Below are 26,464 nucleotides of genomic sequence, written 5' to 3'. Positions count from 1 at the left end.
GCCAGAGGATTGTCATGAAACGCCAGTTGCACCTGCTCGTCATCGACCCGCAAAACGATTTTTGCGACTTGCCCGCCACCTGGCTGCCGCCAGATGCGGCACCGGCGCTGGCCGTGCCGGGCGCCCACGCCGACATGCTGCGCGTGGCGCGGCTGATCCGGGAAGGGGGCGGCGGTTTGACGCAGATCAGCGTGACGCTCGACGCCCACCACCGCTACGACATCGCCCACCCCGCCTTCTGGCGCACGGGCGATGGCGGTCCCGTTGCGCCGTTTACGCAGATCAGCGCGCAGCAGGTGCGCGACCGCCTGTTCCTGCCCGCCGCCAGCGGCGCCTTGCCGCGCGCGCTGGCTTATCTCGATGCCTTGCAGCAAGCGGGACGCTACCAGTTGATGGTGTGGCCCGTGCATTGCGAGATCGGCAGCTGGGGCCAGAATATCCATGCGGCCGTGCGCGCCGCCTACAACGCCTGGGAAGTGGATCACCTGCAAGTGGTGGCCAAGCTGAGCAAGGGGTCCAACCCGTGGACCGAGCATTACTCGGCCGTCATGGCGGAAGTGCCCGACGCGCAAGATGCGGCCACCCAGCTGAACCTGGATTTCCTCGCCACCTTGCTGCCGGCGCAGCAGATTTATGTCGCCGGCGAAGCGGGCAGCCATTGCGTGAAAGCCAGCACGGAGCACATCGCCGACTACCTGGAAGGGCAGCAAGGCAAGCCGGCCCTGTCGCGCCTGGTCTTGCTGACAGACTGCATGAGCCCCGTCACGGGCTTTGCAGCGCAGCAGCGCGACTTCCTTGCCGCCATGCAAGAGCGCGGCGTGCGGCTGGCCACCTCCGCCACCGTCTTGCCCGAATTGCTGGCCAACGCGTTGGCCAACGCGGCTGCCTGAGCCACTGTCGAACGTGCCCTGCTGAAATGCTTGCAGTGGCGTACTATTCTGGCTTCAGGAAGTTGGAGAAAACACACATGACCCCGATAGTGCGCAGTTTGCTGGAAACCGATCTGTATAAATTTACAATGTGGCAAGCATTGCTGCACGGTCATCCGAATACCCATACCGAATACGAATTTGTCTGCCGCAACGCGACCGCCTTTCCCCTGGCCGAACTGAAGGTCGAGCTGGAAGAACAGCTCGACCACCTGTGCTCGATGTCGTTTGCCGACGACGAGCTGGCCTATTTGCGCACCCTGCGCTTCATGAAGAGCGATTTCGTTGACTTTTTGACGGTGTTCCGCTTCCAGCGCAAGTTCATCGAGGTCAGCACGGATGGCGAGACCTTGCTGGTGCACGCGGCCGGGCCGCAGGTGCATGTGATGGGCTTCGAGATTTTCGTGCTGTACATCATCAACGAGCTGTATTTTCGCCGTTTCGACCTGGACGCGGCCATGCGCGAAGGGCGTCATCGCCTGGGCTTGAAAGTGGCGGCCGTCAAGGAATTCGGCAAACTGCCGCGGCGCAAACACCCGTTTGAATTTTCCGATTTCGGCGTGCGCCGGCGTTTTTCCGGCGCCTGGCATGACGAGGTGGTGCAGCGTCTGGCGCATGAAGTGCCGGAATATTTTAAAGGCACGTCGAATGTGTACCTGGCGAAAAAGCTGGGCATCGTGCCGATCGGCACCATGGCGCATGAATACATGCAGTCATTCCAGTCCTTCGGCGTGCGCCTGCGCGACTTTCAAAAGGCGGCACTGGAAGACTGGGTGCAGGAATACCGCGGCGACCTGGGCATCGCCCTGACGGACGTGGTGGGCATGGATGCCTTCCTGGCCGACTTCGACCTGTATTTCGCCAAGCTGTTCGACGGCTTGCGCCACGATTCGGGCGACCCCGTCGAGTGGGGCGAAAAGGCGCTGGCGCACTACGCAGCCCTGCGCATCGATGCCAATACCAAGCGCCTCGTGTTTTCCGACGGCCTGGACCTGGACAAGGCCTTCGCCCTGTACCAGCACTTTGCCGACCGCATCATGACGGGCTTTGGCATCGGCACCAATCTCACCAACGACGTGGGTTTGACGCCGCTCAACATCGTCATGAAACTGGTGCGCTGCAACGGCCAGTCGGTGGCAAAATTGTCGGATTCGCCGGGCAAGACCCTGTGCAAGGATGAAACCTTTCTCGCCTATTTACGGCAGGTGTTTCACCACCCCGCCGTGTAAGCGCTTGATTGCTGGTCTAGAAGCCTGCGATTACCGTGTTCATGTGCTCGACCTGGGGCGGGGCGGCAAAGAATTCGCCGACGAGACCACGCCAGGCCTGGAAGTCGTCGCTGCCGCGGAAATGCACGGTATGGTCTTCCAGCGTCGTCCAGCCGACCACCAGGCGGTAGGTATCGCCGTTTTCGATCGAGCGCTCCAGGCGCATCGACTCGCAGCCGCGCGCGCGCTGGAACACGGGCACGGCCTTGGCGACGGCCGCCTCGAAGGCGTCATGCGTGGCCGATTTGATCTGGATATGGGCAATTTCAAAAATCATGGCAAGTTCCACTGTGGAATGAAGGAAGCTTGATCTTGCCATAATTTGGCCGCGCGGGGGAGGGCCGCGCTCAGTGCGCGGCCGCATGTTCTTTGCCATCCTCCTTGCCATCACCCTTGCCCTCGCTTGCGGCCCGCGTGGCTGGCCGTGCGCTGTTCGATGTCGCTGCCGCCATGCGCCTGCACGATGGCGGCGGCCCGTTCGCTGTCCCCGGCCTGGTGCACGGCGACGACAAGGCGGAACATGCTGCGCCACGCCGCCTTGCCTTGCACGGGGACGGCCTCGTCATCAACCGTGTCGAGTTCGACTGCGTGCGCGGGGAAACCCTGCTCCAGCAGGGCGTTGCGGGCCTGCTGCGCATCGGCAAGCTGGTCGAAGATGCGGATCAGGGCAGGCGAAACAAGGGGGCTGGTGGAGGTGCTCATGGCCAAACTTTCCAGTAGTAAGGGGTATCCGAATTTGACCTGCCAGCCTGTAAAAAATTCTGCCTCAGCCTGTAAAATCTTCGATCAAGGCGCAAAAGTTTGATAAATATCCGGTATGGCTGCCAAGTCGCGCTAAGATACGTCTTGCGGTGCGTCCTGCAGGCAGGGATGCGGGATCAATCTTTCATAGGAGAACTAAATGGCAGCGAAGAAAATTCTGTTTTTGACCGGCGATTTTGCAGAAGATTATGAAACGATGGTGCCGTTCCAGGCCCTGCTGATGCTGGGCCATACCGTGCATGCCGTTTGTCCCGGCAAGAAAAGCGGCGCGACGATCAAGACGGCCATCCACGATTTCGAGGGCGACCAGACCTACACGGAAAAGCCGGGTCACCTGTTCACTTTGAACGCCAGCTTCGACGAGATCGATCCGGCCGACTATGACGCCGTGATGATCGCCGGCGGCCGCGCGCCCGAATACCTGCGCCTGAACGAGAAAGTCATCGCCGCCGTGCGCCATTTCGCCGAGGCGGGCAAGCCTGTCGCGGCCGTTTGCCACGGCGCGCAATTGCTGGCCGCCGCCGACGTCATCCGCGGCAAGCGCATTTCCGCCTATCCCGCCTGCGCGCCGGAAGTCAAGCTGGCGGGCGGCACGTATGCCGACATCGCCGTCACGGACGCCGTCACCGATGGCCAGTTCGTCACGGCGCCCGCCTGGCCCGCGCATCCGGCCTGGCTGGCGCAGTTCGTCAAGCTGCTGGGTACCGAGATCCGTTTGTAACCTTCACCAGCCCGGCAGGCCGCAGCGCTTGCCGGGCGCACCACTTTTCAGATTCGAGTTCTTCATGCATGCGCCGCGCAGTCAACCTTCCCGCAAACAACTTCCAGCGTCGCGCTGGCGCCAGCGCCGCCTAGCGCAAGCCGAATCGGGCCTGAGCGCCGCGCAGGAACGCCAGCTGGCCACCCTGCACGAGATTTCCACCTTGCTGGCAGGCCAGCACGCCATCGATGCGCTATGCCGCGGCTTCTTGCGCCATGTGATGCAATTTGCGCAAGCCGAAGGCGGCACCGTGCGCATCCTCGATCCGCAACAAGACACCGTGCACATCATCGTGCATGAAGGCATTTCCGATGCCATGGTGGAAGAGGAACACTGCATCCGCAACAACGATTGCCTGTGCGGCGCGGCCGTGGCGCAGGGCGTGATCCAGATTCGTGATTTCCGCCAGGTCGATGCGCTGCAGCGCTACCGTTGCCAGGACGAAGGATTTATTGCCATCGCCGTCTTTCCCATCCTCGCGCGCGAGCAGGTGGTGGGCAGTTTTTCGCTGCACTTTGCGCGCCCGCAAGCGGTGCATGCGCAGCAGCAGGGCTGGCTGGAAACGCTGGGCCAGAGCCTGGGCATTGCCATCGAAAACCAGCGCCTGATCGCACGCGAGAAGGAATTCGCCGTCGCGCGCGAACGCAGCCTGCTGGCCGAAGGTCTACATGACAGCATCGCGCAAAGCTTGAACTTCATCAGCCTGCAAGTGCAGATGCTCGACGATTCCGTGCGCCGCGGCCAGCTCGACGAAGCGGCCGAAGTGCTGCCGCTGATGCGCATGGGCGTCGAACAGAGTTACCAGGATGTGCGCGAATTGCTGGTCAATTTCCGCACGCGCTGGCATGGCAGCGACCTCGAAAGCAAGCTCAGCGAAGTGCTGGCCAAGTTCGAGCTGCAGACGGGCGTCGTCGGCACCCTGGACATGAGCGGCAATGGCGCGCCGTTGGCGCCGGAGCAGCAGTTGCAGATCCTCTTCATCGTGCAGGAAGCGCTGTCGAATATCCGCAAGCACGCGCAAGCGAGCAACGTGGCCCTGCGCGTGGAAAACGGGCGCGATTTTGCGCTGCAGGTGCGCGACGATGGCGAAGGCTTCGCCGCCAACCTGCGCGACAAGAAAACGGAATTGCAGATCGGTTTGCGTATCATGCAGGAAAGAGCCGAGCGGCTGGGTGCGCAATTTGCCATCGACAGCACGCCCGGCGGCGGCACGACGATCTCGCTGGCCTTGCCGGCAGCCCGGCGCCAGGCGGCGTAACAGACGATTCATTCCTACCAGTCAGAAGATACAAATACGTGAACGCTCCAATCAAAATCCTGCTGGTCGACGACCACACCTTGCTGCGCAGCGGCGTCAAGCTGCTGCTGCAGCGCAATCCTTTATTCCAGGTGGTGGGTGAGGCATCGAACGGGCTCGACGGCGTGCGCCTGACGGCCGAGCTGCGGCCCGACGTGGTGCTGATGGACTTGAACATGCCCGGCGCGACCGGCGTGGAAGCGCTGCAGCTGATCTTGCAGGACATGCCGCAGATGGTGGTGCTGATGCTGACCGTATCGGAAAACGCGGCCGACCTGGGCGCGGCACTGCGCGCGGGCGCGCGCGGCTACTTGCTGAAAAACATCGAAGCCGAGCAGCTGGGCCAGGCCATCTGCCGCGCCGCCGCGGGCGAATCCGTGATCGCCGACGCCATGACGGCCAAGCTCGTGTCGCAGTTCCGCGCGGGACAGAACGCGCCCCAGGCCGACTACGACAAATTGACGCCGCGCGAACGCGAAGCCATGGCTTGCCTGGCGCGCGGCCAGAGCAACAAGGAAATCGCGCGCCAGCTGGACGTGGCCGAAAGCACGGTGAAAATCCACGTGCAAAACATCCTCAAAAAGCTTAAGCTCAGCAGCCGTGTGCAGATCGCCGTGTATGCGGTAGAGCGCGAACTCGGTAAATGAAGATCAAGCAAAGCGCAAATAAACCCAGGGAATGCGCGATTGTTTGATCTGCATGGCGTTCCGGCCTAGACAACCCTAGTTCCTTTGACGTATGGCCTTGACGGTGCCTGCGCATTACACTCTTAGTCATTCGCTAATCTAATAAGAGAGTGTCATGCATAAGGTCAACGTCGATGGCTTGCTATCGAGCCAGGCTCTGTTTCGCCATATTTCCCCTTCGCAATTAGAACAATTGCGCCAGGATGTCGTGCGCGTCGAAGTGGAAAAAGGCAAAGTGCTGTTCCGCAAGGGCGAAGCGGCGGAAGGCGCCTATGTGGTGGTCTTCGGCCTCGTCAAGCTGAGCGTGTTTTCCATGGAAGGTACCGACAAGGTACTGGAACTGATCCGCCCGGGCCAGAGCTTTGGCGAAGCCATGATTTTCCTCGATGAGCCGTATCCGTTCTGCGCCGAAGCGCTCGAGCACTGCCTGCTGCTGCGCATCCCGCCGCACGCGCTGCTGCGCCTGCTGGATCAGTCGCCGCGTATCGCGCGCCAGATGATGAATAGCCTGTCGCACCACCTGATGGGTTTTATTCGCAACGTGGAACGCTGCTCCGTGCAGAACGCCACCCAGCGCGTGGTCGAGTACCTGCTGCAGGCGTCGGACCAGCAGCGTTCGAACGAGGTCAAGCTGGACTTGAAGAAAAGTCTGCTGGCATCGTTCCTGAACTTGGCGCCCGCCACCCTGTCGCGCGTGCTGCACCAGTTGACGGACTTGCATTTGATTAAAGTCAGCGGTTCGCTGATCCAGATCCAGCCCGATGCCTTGAAAACCTACCGCCATGGCTCGGCCACGGCCATGCTGAACTAAGCTTTTTCAGCAGGCAAGGTCAGCCGCCAGAACAGCAGGGCGAGCAAGCTGACCGCCGCGCCCAGCGCGCATACCCCATGCCAGTCCGCCAGCGCATATACGCTGGTGGCGGCAATCGCTCCCACACCGCTTCCCACCGCATAAAACAGCATATAGCACGCCACCAGGCGGCTGTGCGCGTCGCTGTCATCCTGGAAGATCAGGCTCTGGTTGGTTACGTGGATGGCCTGGCCCGCCAGGTCCAGCGCGATGATGCCGACGACCAGGGGCCACAGAGCCGTGCCGGCAAAGCCGAGCGGCAGCCACGCGGCCAGCAGCAACAGCAGCGCCGCGCCCGTCGTCCACTGGGCCCGGCCCTTGTCGGCCAGCGCCCCGGCCCGCGCCGCGCCCAGCGCCCCGATCACGCCCACGAGGCCAAACGCGCCGATGGCCGCGTGCGTATAGCCTTGCTCAGTCAAAGGCAGTACCAGGGCGCTCCAGAAAATATTGAAGACGGCAAACATCAGCAGGGCCAGCATGCCCCGCACGCGCAATACCTTGTTGTGCCTCAACATGCTCACCATCGAGGCAAGCAGGGCGACATACGCCAGCCGTTGATTGGACGGTTGCGCCGGCGGCAGCTTGCGCCACAGCAGCAACAGCAGGGCGCAAGCCATGGCCGCCGAGACAAAATACACGGCGCGCCAGTCGGCGATGTCGGCCACCACGCCGGACAAGGTGCGCGCCAGCAGCAAGCCGATCACCACGCCGCCCTGTGCCATGCCGACCACGCGGCCCCGCTCGTGGCTGGCCGCCGCGCTGGCCGCGTAGGCGATCAAGCCCTGTGTCATGGCCGTGCCCAGCAAGCCCACCAGCAGCATGCCGCCCAGCAAGGCGGCCGTGGAACGGGCGCAGCCCAGCGCCGCCAGGGTGATGACAAGCAGGCCCAGCTGGAACAAGGTCAGGCGGCGCCGGTTCAGCATGTCGCCCAGCGGCACAAGTAGCAGCAGGGCCAGCGCGCAGCCGAGCTGCGTGGCCGTGATGACCATGCCGCTGGCGGCGTCCGTCAAGCCGAATTCGTGCGCCAGGGTGGCGAGCAAGGGCTGGGCGTAATACACATTGGCCACGCTGAGGCCGGCCGCGCAGGCAAACAGCCAGACGAGGGAAGGGGCAAGAGTTGTCAGGGGAAGGGGAGAGGTGGTGTCGCGCATAGGGGTATGTATATGTGGTTTCAAATTAAAACCATTTGGAGTCTACGCCGAGAAGTTTTAAAATGCAACCACTCAATCCTGGAGAATGCCCGTGGCCAAGCGCAAAAGCCTGAAAACCGACCCCTGTCCCGTGGCGCGCGCGCTCGACGTGATCGGCGAGCGCTGGTCGCTGCTGATCGTGCGCGACGCCTTCGACGGCATGCGCAGGTTTGGGGAATTCCAGAAAAGCCTGGGCGTGGCGAAGAACATCCTGGCCGACCGCCTGCACACGCTGGTGGAAGAGGGCATTTTTACGGTCGCGCCTGCCTCGGACGGCACGGCTTACCAGGAATACGTGCTGACGGCCAAGGGTCTGGGCCTGTTTCCCGTCGTGGTGGGCTTGCGCCAGTGGAGCGAGGCGCAATTGTTCGAATCGGGCGAGGCGCATTCCACCTTGCTGCAGCGCGCTTCAGGCTTGCCCGTGCGCAGGATGGACGTGCTGGCCGAGGATGGCCGCGTGTTGCAGGCGGGCGATACCGTCGTGCACAAGGTAGGGCCGCAAATGGAACCTGAGGCATGAAGCGCGTGGCCGTGCTGGGCGGTGGGATTACCGGCGTGACGACGGCGTATGCGCTGGCGAAACGGGGCTTGGACGTGACCCTGATCGAGCGGCATCGCTATGCGGCCATGGAAACGTCGTATGCGAATGGCGGGCAATTATCGGCCTCGCATGCGGAAGTGTGGAATCACAAGGCGACGATATGGAACGCGCTGAAATGGATGGCGCGGCGCGATGCACCGCTGCTGCTCCATCCCTGGCCCAGCTGGCACAAGCTGAGCTGGTTTGCCGAGTTTCTCGCCGCCATGCCGGACTATGAGCGCAACACCATCGCCACGGCGCGCATGGCGATCGCCGCGCGCGAGCACCTGTTTGCGTGGGCGCAAGAAGAAGATATCGACTTCGATCATCGCCGCGCCGGCATCCTGCATGTCTATCGCGACAAGGCCGGCTTCGAGCGGGCGGCCGGCGTGTCGCGCCTGCTGGCCCGGGGCGGCTTGCAGCGGCGCGCCGTCACGCTTGCGGAAATGCGCGCCATCGAACCGGCCCTTACCGGCGACTTTTACGGCGGCTACTACACGGACAGCGATTCCACGGGCGACATCCACAAATTCACCAGCGGCCTGGCCGACGCCTGCGCCCGCCTGGGCGTGACATGCCGCTATGGCACACACGTGACGGCGCTGGCGCGCGAACACGGCAAGGTGCGCGTCAGCATGGGCGAGGACAGCACCTTGTTCGACGCCGTCGTCATCTGCGCGGGCACGGCCAGCCGTGCCCTGGCGGCATCCTTGGGCGAGCATGTGAATGTGTATCCCGTGAAAGGCTATTCGATCACCGTACAGCTCGATGACGCCGCCAGCCGCGCAGCGGCGCCCAAGGTCAGCCTGCTCGACGATGCCACCAAGCTGGTCAGCAGCCGCCTGGGCGAGGACCGGCTGCGGGTGGCGGGCACGGCGGAATTCAATGGCGTCAACCACGACATTCGCGCCGACCGCATCCGCCCGCTGCTGGCATGGGTCGAGCAATGTTTTCCGGACGTCAATACGCGCAAGGTGATCCCGTGGGCGGGCCTGCGTCCCATGCTGCCCGACATGCTGCCAAAAGTGGGGCCGGGCAAGGCGCCCGGCGTGTACTACAACACGGGCCATGGTCACCTGGGCTGGACCTTGGCGGCCGCGACGGCGGAGCTGGTAGCCGCGATGGTGAACACTGCGGTGGCTAGTTCTTCGGCAGCAAATCGCTGAGCGCGGCGCGGCCCTTGACGGTGAGGAAGGGGCCGACCTTGCTGTAGGGCAGCAGGAAGTCGTTTTCGCAGCCGCTGCCGTTGGAATCTTCCCAGAACGACACGCCTTCCTGCTTCAGCGACAGGTGGAAGCGGCCACGGCCGTCGTAATCCGTGCCCTTGCATTCGGCGTCGATCTTGACGTCCTTGAAGAGGGCTTGCCGCAGGCGGTCCGGTAATTCGGCCTTGTCGTCGCCATCGCTGGCGCTGGCGCCAAACCAGTTCCACACGTCCGTTTCCTGGCCCGTCTTCACGTCCCAGGTGCGGAACTTGATGGAGATGCCGTTGGCGCCATAGCCGGCCGGCCAGCGGTAAAACTTGACCGTTACCCAGCGCGGCGACCAGTAGGTGGGCTCCGCATACACTTCGTCTTCCGTCGTGAAACCGTTGCGGCCCAGATATTCGCGGCGCGTGGCATAGAAGTCGGCCAGGTCCTGCTTGTTCTTCGCCAGCACGGTGCGCAGCTGCGCATTGATTTTCGCCACGCCATCGCCGGGCGCAATCAGTTCCACGGTGATGCTGTCGCCGATTTGCAGGTTACGGTATTGCTTGCCTTCGAAGGCGATGGGTTTGCTTACCTTGGTGCTGGGGAAGGCCTCCAGCGCCAGGTTGTAGGCATCGCTGGCGCAGGATGGATGGTCGCGGTCGCCCGCCGCTTCCAGCAGGGTCAAGGCCAGGGGCAGGGTCTTGCCGCTTTTTGGCTCCGTCCAGGTGCCGATGAGCTTGTCACTTAGCTTGCCGTCTTGCGGCGCATTCAATGACCAGGTGCCTGTCGTGTCGCCCTTGGCGTCGAGTTCCTGCCACAGCGCTTTGCCGTTGGGCTTGGCCAGCATGATCGGCGTCTTGTAGCGCGTGTAGTAATAATTGCCGCTGCGGTCAGCTCCTTGCGTGGGGCTGGGCTGGTTGAAGCAAGCCACCACATTGGCCTTGCCCAGAGTGCCCTGCCACACCCCTTGCACGGGCGGCTCGGCCGCCAGGGCCAGGTTTAGGGCGGGCAGGGACAGGCATACAAACAAGAAGCGGCGCATCGGGTTTTCCGGTGATTGGCGATGGCCGATTCTACATGGCCACGCCAACGATGTGCCGCACGTCAACTTTTATGCTTGCTTTTCCTGCGACACCACGGCCATCGCCGCGCCCAAGTATTGCAGCATGGCGGCGTCGACAAAGCTGCCTTCCATCAAACGCGGTTCCTGCTGGTGCGCCTGGCGAAACTTCAGCTGCGTGGCGGGGTTCGTGCCCGCATACGAGCGGAACAGCTCCAGCCACTGCCGCGCCAGTTGCAGCACGGCCGGGTCGGTGGGCGGCGTGCGCGCATCCATGGCGGCGCGCACGGCGGCGATCAGGACCGGCCACTCGCCATAACGCTTGCCGTAATTGGCGGCCAGGTGCGCATATTCCTGTTCGTTGAGGAAGGGGCGATACAGCGCAATGCGCGAGGCATTGAAGGCGGCGATGATGAATTGCATCAAGTCCGCATCGATGCTGGTCGTCGCTTGCATCGATGGTTCCTGCGCGTGCATGTCGTTCAGTCGCGCGAACAGGCCAGGGTGGGCGCCCGTGTCGCGCACCAGCTTGACCATCCATTGCGTGGCCAGCGCTTGCGCCCGCACATCGTCGGGGCCGGCACCCGCGTCCCTGGCGGCGCGCACTCTCGTTACCAGCGCCTTCCATTCCTGTTCTACGGCTGCATCGGACAGCAGCGGCATCTGTTGCAGTTCTTCCGGGGTAAAGTATTTGTCGTACATGGTCATCAACTCCATCGTAGTGAGCCACTCGGCCAGTTCCGGCGCCTGCCCCTGCGCCAGTTGCGCCTGCAAGGTGCACAGGCGTGCGCGCAAGGTGGAAGCTTGCGCGATCTGGCGCTCCAGCATGGCGATCTGCTGCGCCACGATGGTGCTCAAGGGCAGGTCCGGGCCGGCGAGTGCGTTGGCGATCTCGGCCAGCGACAGCCCGAACTTGCGCAGCGCCATGATCCGGTGCAGCCGGTCCATGTCGCCGTGCTGGTACAGGCGGTAGCCAGCTTGTGTGCGCGCCGAAGGCGAGAGCAGGCCGATGCTGTCATAGTGGTGCAGGGTGCGGATAGTCAGGCCCGTGAGCCTGGCCAGTTCACCGATTTTCAACAGCATCGCTTGCTCCTTCCTTGGTGCGTACAGACAGGATCAAACCTGACGTAACGTCATGGTCAAGGGAAATATTCAACTGAGTCAATTGATCGTCAGCCGTTGCCGCAGTTCCTGCAGCAGGGTGCCCGTCTTGGGCGTCAGCTGGCGCGCCAGCGGCCAGGCCAGGTACAGGGGCAAGCCTGGCGTGGCCAGTGCCGGCAGCACTGCCACGATAGCGCCCGTGGCCAGGTGTTCCTGCACCAGCCAGGTGGCCAGTTGCGCCACGCCCAGGCCCGCCAGCACGGCGGCCGTGCGTGCTTCCGCGTCGCCCACCGTCATGCGGGGAGACGTCAGGCGGTGTTCCACCTGCCCGCCGTGGTCAGCGTCCAGGAATAGCCACGGCATGGGCGAGCCGTCGCCGCGCCCGTAGGCGATGCAGTCGTGGCCATCCAGATCTGCGATGGATGCGGGCGTGCCGCGCCGCGCCAGGTAGGCGGGCGCCGCGCACAGGATCAGCTGCTCGTCGCCCAGGTGCATCTGTCCCAGCGCGGCCGGCCAGTGCGAGGGCGCGCCGATGCGCACGGCGATATCGATGCGCTCTTCGAACAGGTCGACGAAGCGGTCGCTGAAGGCGATCGACGGCTGCAGGCGCGGATACTGCGCGCACAGCTCCAGCAGAGCCGGCATCACGCGCAGCCGGCCATACGCGGCGGGCACGCCGATGCGCACCTTGCCCGCCAGTTCCGTCGCGTGCTCGCCCAGCACGTCTTCCGCGTCCGCCAGTTCCTGCAGCACGCGCTTGCAGGTGGCGTAGTAGGCGCGGCCAGCATCGCTCAGTTTCAGGCGTCGCGTGCTGCGCTCGAACAGCAGCACGCCCAGCCGTTCTTCGAGGCGCGCGACGCTCTTGCTGACGGCCGAGCTGCTCAGGTGCAGGCGTTCGGCCGCCCTGGTAAAACTGCCCGCGTCGGCCGTGGCGAGGAAGGGCGTCAGGCCTTTCAAATGTTCCGATGAAAACATGATTCGCGAATTTTATTCATGAATGAGGTGAAATAGTATCGTGGATAAGAATTGGTGTCGCGGATATGATGGTTTTTTCTTTCGGAGCCACTCTCTCATGCAAAAACACGCCCTCATCATCGGCGCCAGCGGCGTCATCGGCAGCAATCTGGCCACGCATCTGTTGGCGCAAGGCTGGCAGGTGACGGGTGTCTCGCGCGGCCGCACGCCTGTGCCCGCCGGCTGCACGGCCTTGCCGCTCGATGCGACGGATGGCGCCGCCGTGGCATCGGCGCTGGCCGGCCTGGATGCCAGCCACGTCTTTTTCACGGCCTGGGCGCGCCAGGCCAACGAGCAGGAAAACATCCGCGTCAACGGCGCCATGGTGGCCAATGTGCTGGCCGCGCTGGGGCCAAGCGGCCACCTGCGCCACGCGGCGCTGGTGACGGGTCTCAAGCACTATCTGGGGCCGTTCGATGCGTATGGACAAGGCACCGTGCCTGTCACGCCATTTCGCGAAGAGCAGGGCCGCCAGGACGTCGAGAATTTTTACTATGCACAGGAAGACCGCCTGTTCGAAGCGGCCGCCCAGTACGGTTTTACGTGGAGCGTGCACCGCCCGCATACCATCATCGGCTACGCGCTGGGCAATGCCATGAACATGGGCCTGACCCTGGCCGTGTATGCCAGCCTGTGCAAGGCCAGCGGCCAGCCTTTCGTCTTTCCCGGTTCGCCCGCGCAGTGGCATGGCTTGTCCGACATGACGGACGCGGGCCAGATTGCGCGCCACCTGGCGTGGGCGGCGGACAGCCCCGCCGCGCGCAACGAGGATTTTAATATCGTCAATGGCGACGTGTTCCGCTGGAAGTGGTTGTGGCCCCGCCTGGCCGCGTATTTCGGCGTGGCAGCGGCGGACTTGCCCGAGACGATGGCGCCGCTGGCCGGCCGCATGCAGGATGCGCCCGCGCAATGGCGTGCCATCGCGCAGCAGCATGATCTGGTGGAAACGGACATCGGCCGCCTCGCCTCCTGGTGGCATACGGATGCCGACCTGGGACGGCCGATGGAAGTGATGACGGACATGGGCAAGAGCCGCAAGGCGGGCTTTCTTGATTACCAGGATACGCAGGATGCCTTCATCGCCCTGTTCGCGCGCCTGAAGGCGGAGCGCGTCATTCCGCGCTGACCTGCTCCGTTGCGGCCGGTGGCGGGGCTGCCGCTGCCGCTGCATTGCTCTTGTGTTGCTGCGCGCGCTGCCACTCCAGGCCCGGGCGGTCGACGCGGAATTGCAGCAAGCGTCCTTGCACCACTTCCGTCACGTACGCCGTGCGGCCATCGGGGCCGCCGAAGGTGATGTTGCTGGGCTTGGCGCCGGGCACGCTGATCTCGCGCAGGATGCGGCCCTGCGGCGACAGTTTGACCACGCTGCCCTTGCCGTAGCGCGTCACGTACAGGTTGCCGTCGACGTCCACGCGCATGCCGTCCATGCCGAAATCGTCGAACTTGATCAGCAATCGTTTGCCGCTCAGGCTGCCGTCCGTGGCGATGTCATACATCCAGATATTGCGCTGCACGCTTTCATTCACATACAAAATCTTGCCGTCGGGACTGACCTCGATGCCGTTGGCCGTGCCCATGGTGTCGAGCGCCAGGGTCACCGTGCCATCCTGTGCGATGCGCCACACGCGGCCCGTGTTTTCCTTCCAGTTCGGGTCGCTCGCATACAGCACGTCATCGGCCGTGATGGCGATATCGTTCGGTTGCGTCATGCGCGGCTCGCGCGCGTGGATGGACAGCGCGCGCGTGGCTGGGTCAACCAGGTAGATCGTGTGTTGCATGTAGTCGGCCAGATACATCTGACCCCGGCTGCCGAAGCGGATGCCGTTGGCGATGCTGGTGCCGGGCAGGCTCAGCCACACTTCGCCGTTGCCATCGGGATGCACCTTGCCGATGGTTTGCTGGCGCGCAAAGTTGACGGCGTAGATATTGCCATCCGCATCCACGGCCGGCCCTTCGATGCCCTTGGTAAAGGAATGCGCGGGCGTAAGGGTGGTGGCGAGGAACAAGGTCTCGTGCGCGGGCGGGCTGGCGCAGGCGGACAGATTGGCCAGCGCGGCGGCCAGCACGGCGGTGCGCAACCAGGGCAGGGCGGTTCGGGAATCGGGCAAGGAGGAGGACTGATGCATGGAGCGATCTCTGTATAGCAAAGGTGGCGTATGTTACCCGAGGCGCGCCAGCCGGGGCGCCAGTCTATGTCTCACCTCAGGCCGCCACCACGATCAGGTCGGGGAAGTCGTCTTGCCAGCCGTCCCATTCGTCTTGCAGATGGGCGTGCATGCCGGCGCGTGCTTGCGCCAGATCAAACGCGTCGGCGCTGGCCAGCAGAAAATGGGCAATGGCGCGCAGGGTGGCGGGATCGGCGTGGATGGTGACGTCGGAGCAGGGCAGGGGGCGTTCGGACGGCGCGTCTTGCAGATAGCAGTGCAGGGAAAGGTGTGTGTTCATGGGGTTCAATGATCGATATGGGAGCCCGGCATGGCGTGCGCGAGCAGGTCGGCGCGGGCGGCTGCCTGTTCTTCGCCGCTTATAAACCAGCGTGTCTTGCTGTCGTGCGCAGCCGCTGCCATAGTCCAGGGTTTCGCTGTAGCCATACACATACTCGCCATGCTCGAGCAAGCCGGGTATGCTTGCCGCGCAAGGGCAGCTTGCTGGCGCGCATCGCCAGCAGCAGCGAAACGGCCGGCTCATACACGGCCAGCGCGTCGCAGTTCGTGACTTCGTCGGCCTCGTCGGGCGGCACGATGCGCGCTGAAAACAATGCGATGCTGGCGGCATCGGGCGCGAACAGGTTCTTCTCGTAATTTCTCTGCGAGAACTTGACGGCCTTGCCGCGCTTGCTGCCGTAGCGCTCGACGGGTTCGCCAATCTGCGCGAACCAGGCAAACAGCTGCGCGCTGGCCGCGGCGGGAAGGAAAGGGCTATTCTTGCTGAATTCGCCGACGAGGAAATGGTATTGGTCCATGGAGCAATGCCGGCAAGGTTGCGACAGGCGCATTTTTGCACGGAATGCAATAAATTGCCTATGCACGCGCGCGACCATTCCGTCAGGCGGCCTGATGCGTATGTATTTGATTTAAATGAAATTCGAGCCGCATTGCGCTTACTTCGAGCCGTATTGCGGTTACACTAAGTCTGACTATACTGCAATGACGACCGTGGTGCTTGTTCACTGCGTTGCTGGCAATCCTACGGAGGCCTCATGTCTTATGCGAATCCCACCACCCACAATGGGTTCCTGATCTCGGCCTACGCCTGCGAACTGCCCGAGGGGTGTTGGCAGGGACAGTTGGTGCTGAGCAAGTGCGGCTTTGAAGATGTCCGGCAAGCCAATCTGGAAAATCGCAGCACGCAGCACGAAGCGGAGCAATCGGCCCTGGCCATGGGGTGGCAGCTTGCCAATTACGTGCTACCCCTGCGCACTGTTGACGATAAGTAATGTAATGCTTTCATTTCGTAAGGTAAATAGAGTATCGTGTTTGGCTAGAGAGAAATACACTGTATGCAGCAATAGAGCTGGCGTGCGCGGCGATGCCTGAGTGAACGCCGCGGAACGAAGAGTTGTCCTTGAGGCCGGCCCCCACAGGCCGCACACCGTCACCATGCACCACACAGCACTCTCGCCGGATCCTGAGGATGCGCCCGCCCAGCAGTTGCCCTCCGAGCAAAATCTGCATGCCTTGCATAACCGCGAAGTCAAGCTGTTGCGCGAGACGATCAATCAACTGTTGATCATGGCCAAGATGCAGTTGCAGGAAAAGGACAAATCCGACGCCTTTGGCCTGTTGATCGTGCAGTTGCGCGAAGCCAATCAAAATCTCGTGCTGGCGACGTTTGGCGCGCAGGAGCTGCAAGCGTCCGCCGAAGCGACAACCTTGCGCCAGACGGAATTCCTGGCCATGCTCGCGCATGAGTTGCGCAACCCCTTGCAGCCGCTGGCGATGGCCAATGACTTGCTGGCCAAGAAGGTCGACCTCGATCCCCAACTGGTGGATGTGCATGGCGTGATCGGCCGCCAGGTGGCGCATATGGCGCGCCTGATCGACGACTTGCTCGACGCTTCGCGCGTCAGCAGCGGGAAGATCACCTTGCAGCTGGCGCCCATCCTGCTGAGCGACATCGTCGCCAGTGCCGTGGAAGTTGGCCAGGCCAGCATCAGTCTACGCCAGCAAGTGCTGAGCGTGAGTCTGCCGGCCGAACCTTTGGTGATCGAAGGAGACCTGGTGCGCCTGACGCAAGTGTTTGCCAACTTGCTCATCAATGCCAGCAAATTTACGCACGAGTTTGGCCACATCGACATCGTCGCCCGGCGCCACGATGATTTGGTGGAAATTGCGGTCAGCGACGATGGCGCCGGCATCGCCCTCGATATCCAGCCCTTCATCTTCGACCTGTTTACCCAGGGCTTCCGTTCGCTGGAACGGGCGCAGGGCGGCCTGGGCATCGGCCTGTCGCTGGTGCGCATCATTACCCAGTTGCATGGCGGCACCGTGGATGTCTTCAGCGCAGGGGTCGGTTTTGGCAGCCAGTTTGTGTTGCAGCTGCCCTTGTCGGCGCTGGCGCCGCCATCGCAGGGCATGCAGGCGGTACCTGCGGCGTGCGCACTGCCACGCCGCATATTGCTGATCGAGGATAACGCCGATGCGGCGGAAATGCTGGCGCTGCTGCTGACGCAGGACGGCCACCATGTCGACGTGCGCAATGACGGCCCCAGCGGCTTGCGCGCCGCGCTCGATGCGCCCTACGATGTGATCGTGTGCGATATCGGCTTGCCGGGCATGGATGGCTACCAGGTCATCAGTTCGGCCCGTGCGGCCCTGGTGGCACCGCTGCCGTGCTTTGTCGCCGCGTCAGGGTACAGTCAGCTTGGCGAGTTTGACCGCGCTGGCCAGGCAGGGTTTGACCACTATCTGGTAAAGCCCATCAATATCGACGCTTTGTCGAGAATAATCACGGCAACGGTTCCGCGCTGATGGGCGAGGAAACCCTGATGCTTTTGTTTAACATGGTCCATGCACCGAAAACCGCAGAGAAAAGATCCGATTATGGCCACAGTCCATGAACAGCGGCAGCGCAGGATAGAGCACGCGCTGTTACGCGAACCAGGTGCGGTGGTAGACGTCAGTATTCGCCTTTGGGAGCAACTGGCCACTGAATTGAATCAGATCATTGGTGAGCGGGGCGTGGAGTCAATGTATGCCCGCAGCCTGCACCAGAGTCAGAAGCAGTTCAGCTGCTTGTCGCCCCATCCGCCGCAAGCGCTGGCAGCTGCAATGACCGCCTTGCGCGCCAGCTTGCAGGGACAGGCGGACGCAGTCGCCTGCGCGGCAAGCACGGCGATGTTGATGCACTTCATCAACACCCTTATTTTATTAATTGGCGAACTCTTAACGAATAGCATCCTCCTGAAGGCCTGGGGTGATGACGTTGTGAATAATGCTGGAATGGAGCCGAACGAATGAACAAAGTCACCATCCACCGCCTGGCAACTGGCGTGCCGGGGTTGGACGAACTGCTGGGCGGCGGAATACCCGAGTTTTCCTTCAACCTGGTGGCGGGCACGCCCGGCAGCGGCAAGACGACGCTGGCGCACCAGATCATGTTTTCCCTCGCCACGCCGGAGCGCAGGGCGCTGTTTTTCACGGTGCTGGGCGAGCCACCCCTGAAGATGCTGCGCTATCAGCAGCAGTTTCCCTTCTTCGATGTGGAAAAGATCAACCAGTCGATCAAGTTCGTCAATCTGTCGGCTGACTTGCTGGAAGGCGATTTCGACCGCGTGCTGGCGCGCATCGCCGAAGAGGTGGCGGCGTTCTCGCCCAGCCTGGTCTTCGTCGATTCCTTCCGCTCCGTGGTGCAGTCGGCCACGGCCATGGACACGGGCGCTGCCGGCCTGCAGAATTTTGTGCAGCAGCTGGGTGCGCAAATGACCAGCTGGCTGGCCACGACCTTCCTGATCGGCGAATACCTGGCGCCCGAGGCCGAGTCGAGCGCCGTGTTCACGGTGGCTGACGGCATCCTGTGGCTGTCGCAGCTCGTGCATCGCGATGCCATGGTGCGCAAGATCCAGGTGGTCAAGATGCGCGGCCAGTCACAAAGCCTGGGCGTGCACACCTTCCGCATCAATGACGATGGGGTGGAAATATTTTCCCGCGCCGTGTTGAAGACCAGCGGTATGCAAGAGGTCAGCATTTCCGGCAATGAGCGCTTGTCGCTGGGCGTGCCGGAGCTCGACGCCATGATGGGCGGCGGCTTGCCGGCAGGGTACTCACTGCTGCTGGTGGGACCATCCGGTTCCGGCAAGACCGTGCTGGCCACGCAATTCCTGACGGAAGGCGTGCGCTGCGGCGAACCCGGCGTGATCGCCGCCTTCGAGAAAAGCCCGAACCAGTTGCTCAGCCATCATTTGAGTGCACTCGTCAGTTCCGGCCAGATCGGCGTGATCAACACGCGCACCCTGGATTTGTCGCTCGATGAAATCCTGCATGACCTGGTGGGTATGATCACGCGCATGAAGGCCAAGCGCGTGGTCATCGATTCGCTGTCCGGCTTTGAAATGGCGCTGGCCTCCATGTTCCGCGAGGACTTCCGCGAATCGCTGTACCGTCTGGTGGCGGCCTTGACGGAAATGGGCGTGTCGGTGCTGATGACGGCCGAGCTGGAAGACCAGTACACCATGCTGCGCTTCAGTTCCTACGGCAACGCTTTCCTGGCCGACGCCATCGTCATGCAGCGCTACATCGAGCTCGAAGGCCAGTTCAAGCGCGTGGTATCGGTGGTGAAGGTGCGTGGCAGCGGCCACAGCAAGGATATCCGCTTCTACGATATCGACGCCGGCGGCGTGAAGATCGGTGCCGCCCTCAGCCAGTACCAGGGCATACTGTCGGGCGACCCTTACCGGGTCTAGGCGTTGAGGCGTATGATGGAAGTGCGGCCATGCAGACGGTGATGGCTGTACGCAGAGGAGACGGATGATGGGTCTTCTGTGTTTCCGTGCTGATCAAGAGGAGATATGATGGACAAACCCGAATTCATCCTGGCCGCGAAAGCCATGGAAACGCTGGAAATGTATCAGACCTTCTATGGACATTCGCAGGAATACCAGGCGCATCAGCAGGAAGTCTTGAAACTGCTGCGCCACAAGGGGGCCTCCCTGCTGGTGTCGGAACATGGCCCGGCGAAGTTCTTGCTGGCCTTTGCCGATGCGCTGGAAGCGGCCAGCTTGCCCGGCGAGTATGTGCCGCTCAGCCGCAGGTAGGGCGAGCCTGTCCCGGCAGAGGCGCCAGCAGGAGATGCCGTCTTTTGCCGGGATCCGCCCCTAGCCGCCGTTCGCTCCTTCATTCAGCGACACCCTGGGCAGGCGCACGGTAAACACCGTGCCGCATTCCAGGCTCGACTCGGCGCCGATGGTGCCGCCGTGCGCGCAGGCGATTTCACGCGCGATAAACAGACCCAATCCGATGCTGGTGGCATTCGGCGCCTTGTGCTCGTCAGAAACGGCCAGCTGTACCAGGGGATCGAAAATGGTCTTCAGCGAGGCGTCCGGGATCTGGCGGCCAAAATTCTTGACCTGCACCACGGCCGTATCGGCGTCGCCGCAGGCTGTGATGGTCACCGGCTGGTCGTCGGTGCGATATTGCGCAGCATTGTTGAGCAAATTGGAAAACAGCTGGGCCAGGCGGGGCGCATCGAAGTCGCCGATCATCTCGCCCTTGGTGCTCAGTTCAAACTTGCATTTCGGGTGAGCGGCCGAGGCATCCTCGACGGCCGTCTTGCAGATTTCCCCGATATCGCCCAAGGAGGGGGAGACGGGCATGTGTCCGCCCAGCTGCGTCCTGGCAAATTCCAGCAGATCGTTCACCATGGTTGTCATGGCGGCCGCGCTGCGGGCAACCCGTGCACCGATCTCTACCGTGGAAGAGGAGCTCGCGCTTGGCCTGCTCAGCAGCGCGCCTGCCATCGTCATGGTGGTCAGCGGACTGCGCAGATCGTGGCTGAGAATGGCGAGAAAGGTATTGCGGGTGCGGTCGCTCTGCTGCGAATAGCGTATGGCCGATTCCTGCAACGCCTTGTCTATCGCTTCATTGAAGCGCAGGATGTCTTCTGTCGCCGTTTTTGACGCCACCGACACCTGTACCATCCACAGTCGCAGAACGCTGGCCCGCATTGCGCGAAATTCCGCCGTCAGCTGCGGCAGCGTGAAGCCAATCTGCTGGCGCAGGGAACCATGCGTCGCGGCTGCGGTTTCCTTGCCCGCTATTTCCGACACGCCTGTGGTTGATTTCTTTTTTCGCTGCGCCGCGTTCTCGATGACGTCCATGTCGCGCACGATGGTTTCCAGCATCTGCTTTGCATGATCGCGTAATTCTGCTTTCGAGATGGCGGCTCCAGGAATGGGAAGCGAGCTGGCGAAGAGTTCCCACTCTTCCAGGATCTGCTCCAGATGGTCGGTAATAAAGCGCGATAGTTTCACGATGGACCAATGCGTTGATGGAAGAGAAGCCAGTGTACGCCGTTGACGCGATGGATGGCGCATTGCGCGCAGGACGTTGCGAGGGCTCTTGCTGGAACAGATGGGGGAGCTGAATTGCTTCCCATTCCGCTCCATCTGGAATGGCGGTATTGCAAACAATGGCAAGCTGAAACCGGATTCTTCGACGCCATGACGGCGAAGGCATGCTGCCCGGCGAGTGTGGTGAATTTTATATATCTTGTTTGTGATAAATAGGTGAATATGTTGCCATCTATTTGGTGCACACTTTGCCGGATATCAATCCGGGAGTGTATCCATGACCAGGTCACGCAAGCTGCCGCCACGATTGTCGGGAGCGGGTTTCCGGGGTTTTTCCTTGCTGCCGCTGGCCATTTCATTTGTTGTACTGGTGTGCCTGTCCCTCCTGGCGATCCAGTTATGCATGACCTTGCGCGCACGGGAAGTGCAATTGAATGAAGCCGCGCGTGAAAGCTCCAATCTGGCACAGTCTGTTGCCCAGCATGCGTATGACACGATTAAAAGGCTGATACGGTACTGGTCGCACTGGTGGAGCGGGTGGAGACAGATGGTGTTTCCGATCATGAACTGGCCCGTATTCACAAATTGCTGGTCACCCGTGTAGCCGAGCTGCCCCAGTTACACGGCATCCTCATCTATGCCAAAGATGGCAGCTGGCTGGTGAATTCTCAGAAAACGTTGTTGAGCAATCTGAATAATTCTGATCGAGATTATTTCACATACCATCGAACGCATGATGATCGGGGCCTTATGTCGGTCCTCCCGTGCGCAGAAAATCAACGGGGAGCTGGATTGTTACCGTGTCGCGGCGGATCAATATGCCTGACGGAAGTGTCGGCGGCGTGGTGCTGGCGACCGTCAATATGAATTATTTCAGGCTGTTTTATGAACGTTTTTCGATAGGGGAAAAGGGCGCTATTTTCATTGCGAATGGCGCGGGCATTCTCTTATTGAGACGGCCGTTCGATGAGAGTTTGCTGGGACGCGATATTTCACAATTCCCCATGTTTCATGATTATTTGCCCAAAAGTCCGGTCGGAACGGCTGCGATCAAGTCGCGCGTCGATGGCGTGACGCGTATCAATAGCTACCGAAGAATCGAGGAATGCCCACTGGTGCTCTCTGCCGCATTGTCACAGGAAGAAGTGCTGGCCGAGTGGCGCCTTGACGCGGTCTTGCAAAATGCAGTGGGTGGGGTATTGGTGCTGCTGATTGGATTCATCGGATAGGGGAGCCAACGCAGAGGGATCTGGAGCGGGTGGAGAAGTATCGGAAGGCGATTAAGCGACTAATATCGCAGCAATAATTTTTGAATGCTGAGATATTGTCTGAATGGAAGACCTGATCCCGGCACCTGCAAGCAATATCACCGCGGAGCTACCCCTGTCGTTCGCCGGGATACTTCTTATTGCGCCTCTGCGCCGATTCGTATAAACCGGCGTTGGGACCGCTGCCTTGTTTTCTGATGCCCAGACCGGTACGTAGTGCACGTGAGATGAGGCGTCACGTGATTGGAAGTTGGCAGACCATGACTACCATTCCAATTGCAACTTTGTCCGTTTGGAAGGGGATTTCACCGCGTTCTTGAAAACCCTGTTTCGCGTAGAAGCGGCGAGCACTTAAGTTGGTTTTGAGCACATCTAACCATATCAAGCTCTCCCTGTGCTCTAGCGCCAGATCGTGAATGTAGCTCAAAAGCTGCTTTCCATAACCGCGCCCAGCCTCGGATTTGAGAAAGTATATCTTCTGCAGTTCTAGGCCCACCTCGCCGCTGATAGGCGCCGGCTTCGACAAGTTGACCTTGGCGAAGCCGACGAGTTTTCCACTTTCGTCGGAAGCGACAAGCCAGACTTGCTTCAATGAATTGAGCGAGTTTTCAAGCGTGCTGGGAGAAAAATCTTGATCCAGGAACTCCGATATTCCGGCAGCGGACCAAATATCCGAAAAATGCTCACGGTAGGTCTGGTAGCCGATTTCCTGTAGAGCGCGCAGGTCTGTGATTTCAGCCTCACGGATATTAATCATATTCTTTCGATTTAGTCAGAAACGGGAGATGCAATGATATTGCAAATTGCATCATTCCGTTGGGGCTATGTGGCGGAGTCATGCCGTAAACGGATTTCGTCTTGCTTCCTGAGACGCTGTGGGGGCGAATGTCCGGTCCATCATTTGTCCGCAGCCTGAGCGGCTGAGGTTATCGTTAGGAAAAACCGCCTGTGGCGCAAGAGCTAGGCAGAAGTATCGGAGAGGGTTGCGCTTGCAAGCGCAACCCGGTTTTGCGGCGCCGAACTGCGCTCGCCGAAGCCCCGCAAAACCCCCGCGCCCGTACCGGACGCGGATACGCTACGTGCATTCTGCATGCATGGAATAAATAAAAAGGGCCTCCCCGCCAAAACGGGGAAGCCCTTTTATTTATTCAGTGGTGGAGACGGCGGGAATCGAACCCGCGTCCGCAAGCACTCTACAGACAGTTCTACATACTTAGCACTATCATTTAATTTAACTCAGCCAGCACGGATGTGCACGTTATGGGCAAGCGAGTTACCTATAATTTAGTCGGACGCTAAGTAACCCAGCATACGACGAGTCCCTGTAAATGACTCTAGAGCTTTTAACGGCCCACCCCAGGGACGAGGTGTTCTAGAGCTAACAGCGATTAAGCTGCCAGTGCGTACGAGTTATCGTTTGCAGTTAAGTTTTTTCAGGTTGTATTTACGAGGTAGCCCGCCCTCGGTATGCCCTGCGCTGCTTTGCAACCCACGTCGAAACCAGGTCGTCCCCACAGAACCTTCATTGTAGCGCAATCTGCACACTCTTGCATGATGCATTCGTTTGTTGGCGCGCCAGATCAAGCGGGTGCCGATTTACGCCGCCAGCTGCCGCGCCTGCGCCGCCTTCACCACCGCGCTGACCAGCTCCAGCAGGGTCAGTGGCGTGTCCAGCAAATGGTCGGCATTCCAGTGTTGCGGTTCGACGGGGCCGCAGTAGCCCCAGGCGCAGGCGACCGTGCGCATGCCGGCGGCGCGGCCGGCCTGGATGTCGCGCAGGTCGTCGCCCACGTACCAGCAGTCTTCCGGCGCAAGATCCAGGCGGCGTGCCGCTTCCAGCAAAGGGGCGGGGTGCGGTTTCGGGTGCGCCATGGTGTCGCCCGAGATCACGCAGCCGGCGGCGCCCAGGCCGATCTGGCCCACCAGCGGGTCGGTGAAGCGGGCCGCCTTGTTGGTGACCACGCCCCAGGCCAGGCCCAACGCTTGCAAGCCGTCGAGCATGGCGGGGATGCCGTCAAATAAACGGCTTTCCACGGCCAGGGCCGCTTCGTAATTGTTCAGGAAGCCATCTTTCAGGGCTTCGTAGCCGCTTTCGCCTGGGGCTATGCCATACGACGCGCCTATCATGCCGCGCGCACCGGCCGAGGCGGTGGGGCGCAGGATGTCATACGGGGTCGGCGCCAGGCCGGCGCGCGCGCGCAGCAGGTTGATGGCCGCTGCCAGGTCGGGCGCGGTGTCGGCCAGGGTGCCGTCGAGGTCGAACAGGATGGCGCGCGGGGCTGGCAGATGGTCTGTGATCATGGCGGGCAAAAGTGTGTCAAGTAGGAATGAAAAATGGCGGCCGCAGCCGCCTTGTATTGTGCGTGACGGTTACAGCGGCCGGGTGCAGGCCGCCAGATAATTGACGCTGGTATCGCTATTAAGTGAGTAAATCTTGGTCAGCGGATTGTAGCCCATGCCGCGCATGCTGTTGATGTCCAGGCCGGCGCTGCGCGCATATTGCGACAGTTCGGCCGGGGTGATGAATTTGTCATAGTCGTGCGTGCCTTTCGGCAGCAGACGCAGCAGGTATTCGGCGCCCAGGATGGCGAACAGATACGCTTTCGGGTTGCGGTTCAGGGTCGACAGGAAAATGTGGCCGCCCGGCTTGACCAGGGTGGCGCAGGCCTTGACGATGGCGGCGGGGTCCGGCACGTGCTCTAGCATTTCCATGCAGGTCACGACGTCGTACTGGCCCGGCTCTTCCTCGGCCATGGCTTCGGCGGCGATCAGTTTGTAGCGTACCTTGGCGCCCGATTCCAGGCTGTGCAGGTCGGCCACTTTCAGGGCCTTGTCGGACAGGTCGATGCCCGTCACGTCTGCACCCTTGCGGGCCATCGATTCGGCCAGGATGCCGCCGCCGCAGCCGATGTCGATCACGCGCTTGCCGGCCAGCGGCACTTTCGCGTTGATCCATTCCAGGCGCAGGGGGTTAATTTCGTGCAAGGGACGAAACTCGGAAGTGGGGTCCCACCAGCGGTGGGCCAGCTCACTGAATTTTTGGATTTCGAGAGGGTCGGCGTTCATAGGTCGAATAATAGCGGCAATTTTACAATCGGGCAGCCACGGACGAAAAAAAACCCCGCCTTGGCGGGGTTTTTCATGCTGTCCTTGACTTGCGCGATGACTTGCGGCAAGTCCAGGGGCTCAGCTATTACTTGTTGCGGGTACCAACAACTTCGATTTCCACGCGACGGTTTTTCGCACGGCCTTCGGCAGTTTTGTTATCAGCAACAGGTTGTTTCTCGCCTTTGCCTTCGGTGTACACGCGGTTGCTTTCAACGCCTTTGGTGACCAGGTAGGCTTTGACAGCATCAGCACGACGTACCGACAGTTTTTGGTTGTAAGCATCGGTGCCGACGGAGTCGGTGTGACCCACAGCGATGATGACTTCCAGGTTGATGCCGCCCAGTTGTGCGGTCAGCTCGTCCAGCTTGGCTTTGCCTTCTGGCTTCAGCGTAGCTTTGTCGAAATCGAAGAATGCATCAGCAGCGAAGCTGACTTTTTCCGAGGTAGGAGCAACGACGACTGGTACTGGCACGACAACTGCTGGTGCTGGAGCAGGTACGACTGGCGCTGGTGGAGCCACGCATTTGCCGTCTTGCAGGGTTTCTGGCTCTACGCACAGTGGCACGTCGCAACCTGGCACCGCGTCAGCAGGTGTCCAGTAGCCGGTGCGCCAGCACAGACCGAATGGATCGCGCACGATCACGCCGCGGGCATCTTGCACGTAAGCGCTTTTTGGGCTTGGTGCTTTGATGTCCGTGGTAACTGGCGCGAATGGCGGGGAGGTTGGGGTTTGGGCCGAAGCCGAGCCAGCAATCACTGCGGATGCAGCGAAAAACAGCGTTACAAATTTATTCATTCTTTTTTCCTTTCGGGGGGTGATATCCGCAGAACAACACTGCGCTACTGGTGCTACGTGCCAAGATTTTATCATGTAGACCATATGCGCTCGTTTCAG

Annotated in this window: 30 protein-coding genes and 1 other RNA gene; 16 read left to right on the top strand and 15 right to left on the bottom strand. The window is 61.4% G+C overall.

Going from position 1 to position 26,464, the window contains the following annotated elements:
• The first annotated feature begins 14 nt into the window (after positions 1-14).
• Both ACQ4WP_RS02635 and pncB read left to right on the top strand, forming a co-directional pair.
• Positions 15-890, top strand: coding sequence for a cysteine hydrolase family protein (locus ACQ4WP_RS02635; protein ID WP_436518548.1), 876 nt, complete (start codon positions 15-17; stop codon positions 888-890).
• Between the two features lie 77 nt (positions 891-967).
• On the top strand, positions 968-2,158 hold the full coding sequence (gene pncB / locus ACQ4WP_RS02630; protein WP_436518547.1) for a nicotinate phosphoribosyltransferase: 1,191 nt from the start codon (positions 968-970) through the stop codon (positions 2,156-2,158).
• Positions 2,159-2,174: 16 nt separating this feature from the next.
• Here pncB and ACQ4WP_RS02625 read toward each other — a convergent pair whose 3' ends face one another.
• Both ACQ4WP_RS02625 and ACQ4WP_RS02620 read right to left on the bottom strand, forming a co-directional pair.
• On the bottom strand, positions 2,175-2,474 hold the full coding sequence (locus ACQ4WP_RS02625) for an antibiotic biosynthesis monooxygenase family protein (RefSeq protein WP_436518546.1): 300 nt from the start codon (positions 2,472-2,474) through the stop codon (positions 2,175-2,177).
• Positions 2,475-2,584: 110 nt separating this feature from the next.
• Positions 2,585-2,899: a hypothetical protein gene (locus ACQ4WP_RS02620; RefSeq protein WP_436518545.1), complete on the bottom strand. Its 315-nt coding sequence runs from the start codon at positions 2,897-2,899 to the stop codon at positions 2,585-2,587.
• Positions 2,900-3,098: 199 nt separating this feature from the next.
• On the opposite strand from ACQ4WP_RS02620, the gene ACQ4WP_RS02615 reads away from it, so the two are divergent.
• The 4 genes from ACQ4WP_RS02615 (at position 3,099) to ACQ4WP_RS02600 (ending at position 6,513) form a co-directional block, all read left to right on the top strand.
• Complete coding sequence (locus ACQ4WP_RS02615; RefSeq protein WP_102121651.1) at positions 3,099-3,680, top strand: DJ-1/PfpI family protein; 582 nt, start codon at positions 3,099-3,101, stop codon at positions 3,678-3,680.
• A gap of 64 nt (positions 3,681-3,744) precedes the next feature.
• The gene (locus ACQ4WP_RS02610; RefSeq protein ID WP_436518544.1) at positions 3,745-4,977 is read left to right on the top strand and encodes a GAF domain-containing sensor histidine kinase; all 1,233 of its coding nucleotides are present in this window, start codon (positions 3,745-3,747) and stop codon (positions 4,975-4,977) included.
• Positions 4,978-5,015: 38 nt separating this feature from the next.
• Positions 5,016-5,663 carry a response regulator gene (locus ACQ4WP_RS02605; RefSeq protein ID WP_436518543.1) on the top strand — a complete coding sequence of 216 codons (648 nt, stop codon included), beginning with the start codon at positions 5,016-5,018 and terminating at the stop codon, positions 5,661-5,663.
• A 154-nt stretch (positions 5,664-5,817) separates the two neighbouring features.
• Positions 5,818-6,513 (top strand): Crp/Fnr family transcriptional regulator, encoded by a 696-nt coding sequence (locus ACQ4WP_RS02600; protein WP_426072696.1) that lies wholly within the window; start codon positions 5,818-5,820, stop codon positions 6,511-6,513.
• Here the strand turns inward: ACQ4WP_RS02600 and ACQ4WP_RS02595 are convergent.
• On the bottom strand, positions 6,510-7,703 hold the full coding sequence (locus ACQ4WP_RS02595) for an MFS transporter (RefSeq protein WP_436518542.1): 1,194 nt from the start codon (positions 7,701-7,703) through the stop codon (positions 6,510-6,512). The two genes, ACQ4WP_RS02600 and ACQ4WP_RS02595, sit on opposite strands and share 4 nt — an antisense overlap.
• A 91-nt stretch (positions 7,704-7,794) precedes the next feature.
• On the opposite strand from ACQ4WP_RS02595, the gene ACQ4WP_RS02590 reads away from it, so the two are divergent.
• Together ACQ4WP_RS02590 and ACQ4WP_RS02585 are read left to right on the top strand one after the other, a co-directional pair.
• Entirely contained in the window at positions 7,795-8,262 is a 468-nt protein-coding gene (locus ACQ4WP_RS02590; protein WP_436518541.1) for a winged helix-turn-helix transcriptional regulator, read from the top strand.
• A complete protein-coding gene (locus tag ACQ4WP_RS02585) occupies positions 8,259-9,488 on the top strand; it encodes a D-amino acid dehydrogenase (RefSeq protein ID WP_436518540.1) in 1,230 nt (409 codons plus the stop codon). Before ACQ4WP_RS02590 ends, ACQ4WP_RS02585 begins: the two co-directional genes overlap by 4 nt.
• Here ACQ4WP_RS02585 and ACQ4WP_RS02580 read toward each other — a convergent pair.
• The 3 genes from ACQ4WP_RS02580 to ACQ4WP_RS02570 form a co-directional block, all read right to left on the bottom strand.
• Positions 9,463-10,554 carry a hypothetical protein gene (locus tag ACQ4WP_RS02580; RefSeq protein ID WP_436518539.1) on the bottom strand — a complete coding sequence of 364 codons (1,092 nt, stop codon included), beginning with the start codon at positions 10,552-10,554 and terminating at the stop codon, positions 9,463-9,465. The genes ACQ4WP_RS02585 and ACQ4WP_RS02580 overlap by 26 nt on opposite strands.
• Before the next feature lie 69 nt (positions 10,555-10,623).
• Positions 10,624-11,655: a MerR family transcriptional regulator gene (locus tag ACQ4WP_RS02575; RefSeq protein WP_436518538.1), complete on the bottom strand. Its 1,032-nt coding sequence runs from the start codon at positions 11,653-11,655 to the stop codon at positions 10,624-10,626.
• 78 nt (positions 11,656-11,733) lie between these two features.
• Entirely contained in the window at positions 11,734-12,648 is a 915-nt protein-coding gene (locus tag ACQ4WP_RS02570; protein ID WP_436518537.1) for a LysR family transcriptional regulator, read from the bottom strand.
• Positions 12,649-12,745: 97 nt separating this feature from the next.
• Here ACQ4WP_RS02570 and ACQ4WP_RS02565 point away from each other — a divergent pair, with 97 nt between their 5' ends.
• Positions 12,746-13,813, top strand: coding sequence for an SDR family oxidoreductase (locus tag ACQ4WP_RS02565; protein WP_436518536.1), 1,068 nt, complete (start codon positions 12,746-12,748; stop codon positions 13,811-13,813).
• Here ACQ4WP_RS02565 and ACQ4WP_RS02560 read toward each other — a convergent pair.
• The 3 genes from ACQ4WP_RS02560 to ACQ4WP_RS02550 form a co-directional block, all read right to left on the bottom strand.
• Complete coding sequence (locus ACQ4WP_RS02560) at positions 13,800-14,813, bottom strand: SMP-30/gluconolactonase/LRE family protein (RefSeq protein WP_436518535.1); 1,014 nt, start codon at positions 14,811-14,813, stop codon at positions 13,800-13,802. The genes ACQ4WP_RS02565 and ACQ4WP_RS02560 overlap by 14 nt on opposite strands.
• Positions 14,814-14,889: 76 nt before the next feature.
• Positions 14,890-15,132, bottom strand: a complete 243-nt coding sequence (locus tag ACQ4WP_RS02555; RefSeq protein ID WP_436518534.1) for an Imm32 family immunity protein — start codon at positions 15,130-15,132, stop codon at positions 14,890-14,892.
• Between the two features lie 79 nt (positions 15,133-15,211).
• Positions 15,212-15,727 (bottom strand): hypothetical protein, encoded by a 516-nt coding sequence (locus ACQ4WP_RS02550; RefSeq protein ID WP_436518533.1) that lies wholly within the window; start codon positions 15,725-15,727, stop codon positions 15,212-15,214.
• Between the two features lie 159 nt (positions 15,728-15,886).
• On the opposite strand from ACQ4WP_RS02550, the gene ACQ4WP_RS02545 reads away from it, so the two are divergent.
• The 5 genes from ACQ4WP_RS02545 to ACQ4WP_RS02525 all read left to right on the top strand — a co-directional run bounded on the left by ACQ4WP_RS02545 (position 15,887) and on the right by ACQ4WP_RS02525 (position 19,939).
• Positions 15,887-16,123 (top strand): hypothetical protein, encoded by a 237-nt coding sequence (locus ACQ4WP_RS02545; protein ID WP_282406083.1) that lies wholly within the window; start codon positions 15,887-15,889, stop codon positions 16,121-16,123.
• Positions 16,124-16,286: 163 nt separating this feature from the next.
• A complete protein-coding gene (locus ACQ4WP_RS02540) occupies positions 16,287-17,657 on the top strand; it encodes a hybrid sensor histidine kinase/response regulator (RefSeq protein WP_436518532.1) in 1,371 nt (456 codons plus the stop codon).
• A gap of 72 nt (positions 17,658-17,729) precedes the next feature.
• The gene (locus ACQ4WP_RS02535; protein ID WP_436518531.1) at positions 17,730-18,146 is read left to right on the top strand and encodes a hypothetical protein; all 417 of its coding nucleotides are present in this window, start codon (positions 17,730-17,732) and stop codon (positions 18,144-18,146) included.
• Positions 18,143-19,588 (top strand): ATPase domain-containing protein, encoded by a 1,446-nt coding sequence (locus ACQ4WP_RS02530; protein ID WP_436518530.1) that lies wholly within the window; start codon positions 18,143-18,145, stop codon positions 19,586-19,588. The genes ACQ4WP_RS02535 and ACQ4WP_RS02530 overlap by 4 nt, the downstream gene beginning before the upstream one ends.
• A 105-nt stretch (positions 19,589-19,693) precedes the next feature.
• Positions 19,694-19,939 carry a hypothetical protein gene (locus ACQ4WP_RS02525; protein WP_070257558.1) on the top strand — a complete coding sequence of 82 codons (246 nt, stop codon included), beginning with the start codon at positions 19,694-19,696 and terminating at the stop codon, positions 19,937-19,939.
• A 60-nt stretch (positions 19,940-19,999) separates the two neighbouring features.
• On the opposite strand, the gene ACQ4WP_RS02520 is transcribed toward ACQ4WP_RS02525, so the two are convergent.
• Entirely contained in the window at positions 20,000-21,319 is a 1,320-nt protein-coding gene (locus ACQ4WP_RS02520) for an ATP-binding protein (protein ID WP_436518529.1), read from the bottom strand.
• Between the two features lie 151 nt (positions 21,320-21,470).
• Between ACQ4WP_RS02520 and ACQ4WP_RS02515 the strand changes: the two genes are divergently transcribed.
• Both ACQ4WP_RS02515 and ACQ4WP_RS02510 read left to right on the top strand, forming a co-directional pair.
• Positions 21,471-21,797, top strand: a complete 327-nt coding sequence (locus tag ACQ4WP_RS02515; protein WP_436518528.1) for a hypothetical protein — start codon at positions 21,471-21,473, stop codon at positions 21,795-21,797.
• A gap of 214 nt (positions 21,798-22,011) precedes the next feature.
• Positions 22,012-22,422, top strand: a complete 411-nt coding sequence (locus ACQ4WP_RS02510) for a PDC sensor domain-containing protein (protein WP_436518527.1) — start codon at positions 22,012-22,014, stop codon at positions 22,420-22,422.
• A gap of 274 nt (positions 22,423-22,696) precedes the next feature.
• On the opposite strand, the gene ACQ4WP_RS02505 is transcribed toward ACQ4WP_RS02510, so the two are convergent.
• The 5 genes from ACQ4WP_RS02505 to ompA all read right to left on the bottom strand — a co-directional run bounded on the left by ACQ4WP_RS02505 (position 22,697) and on the right by ompA (position 26,365).
• Entirely contained in the window at positions 22,697-23,218 is a 522-nt protein-coding gene (locus ACQ4WP_RS02505; protein ID WP_436518526.1) for a GNAT family N-acetyltransferase, read from the bottom strand.
• A gap of 395 nt (positions 23,219-23,613) precedes the next feature.
• Positions 23,614-23,974, bottom strand: a transfer-messenger RNA (tmRNA) gene (gene ssrA / locus ACQ4WP_RS02500).
• Positions 23,975-24,057: 83 nt separating this feature from the next.
• Positions 24,058-24,762: an HAD family hydrolase gene (locus ACQ4WP_RS02495; RefSeq protein ID WP_436518525.1), complete on the bottom strand. Its 705-nt coding sequence runs from the start codon at positions 24,760-24,762 to the stop codon at positions 24,058-24,060.
• A 69-nt stretch (positions 24,763-24,831) separates the two neighbouring features.
• A complete protein-coding gene (ubiG, locus tag ACQ4WP_RS02490; protein WP_436518524.1) occupies positions 24,832-25,527 on the bottom strand; it encodes a bifunctional 2-polyprenyl-6-hydroxyphenol methylase/3-demethylubiquinol 3-O-methyltransferase UbiG in 696 nt (231 codons plus the stop codon).
• Positions 25,528-25,654: 127 nt separating this feature from the next.
• A complete protein-coding gene (gene ompA, locus ACQ4WP_RS02485) occupies positions 25,655-26,365 on the bottom strand; it encodes an outer membrane protein OmpA (RefSeq protein ID WP_102121617.1) in 711 nt (236 codons plus the stop codon).
• Between the last annotated feature and the right edge of the window lie 99 nt (positions 26,366-26,464).

Source organism: Janthinobacterium lyxosi, from assembly GCF_051380665.1.
Lineage (GTDB): Bacteria > Pseudomonadota > Gammaproteobacteria > Burkholderiales > Burkholderiaceae_D > Janthinobacterium.
Note: the sequence above shows the minus strand (reverse complement) of the source record. Positions and strands in the feature narration are given on the sequence as shown.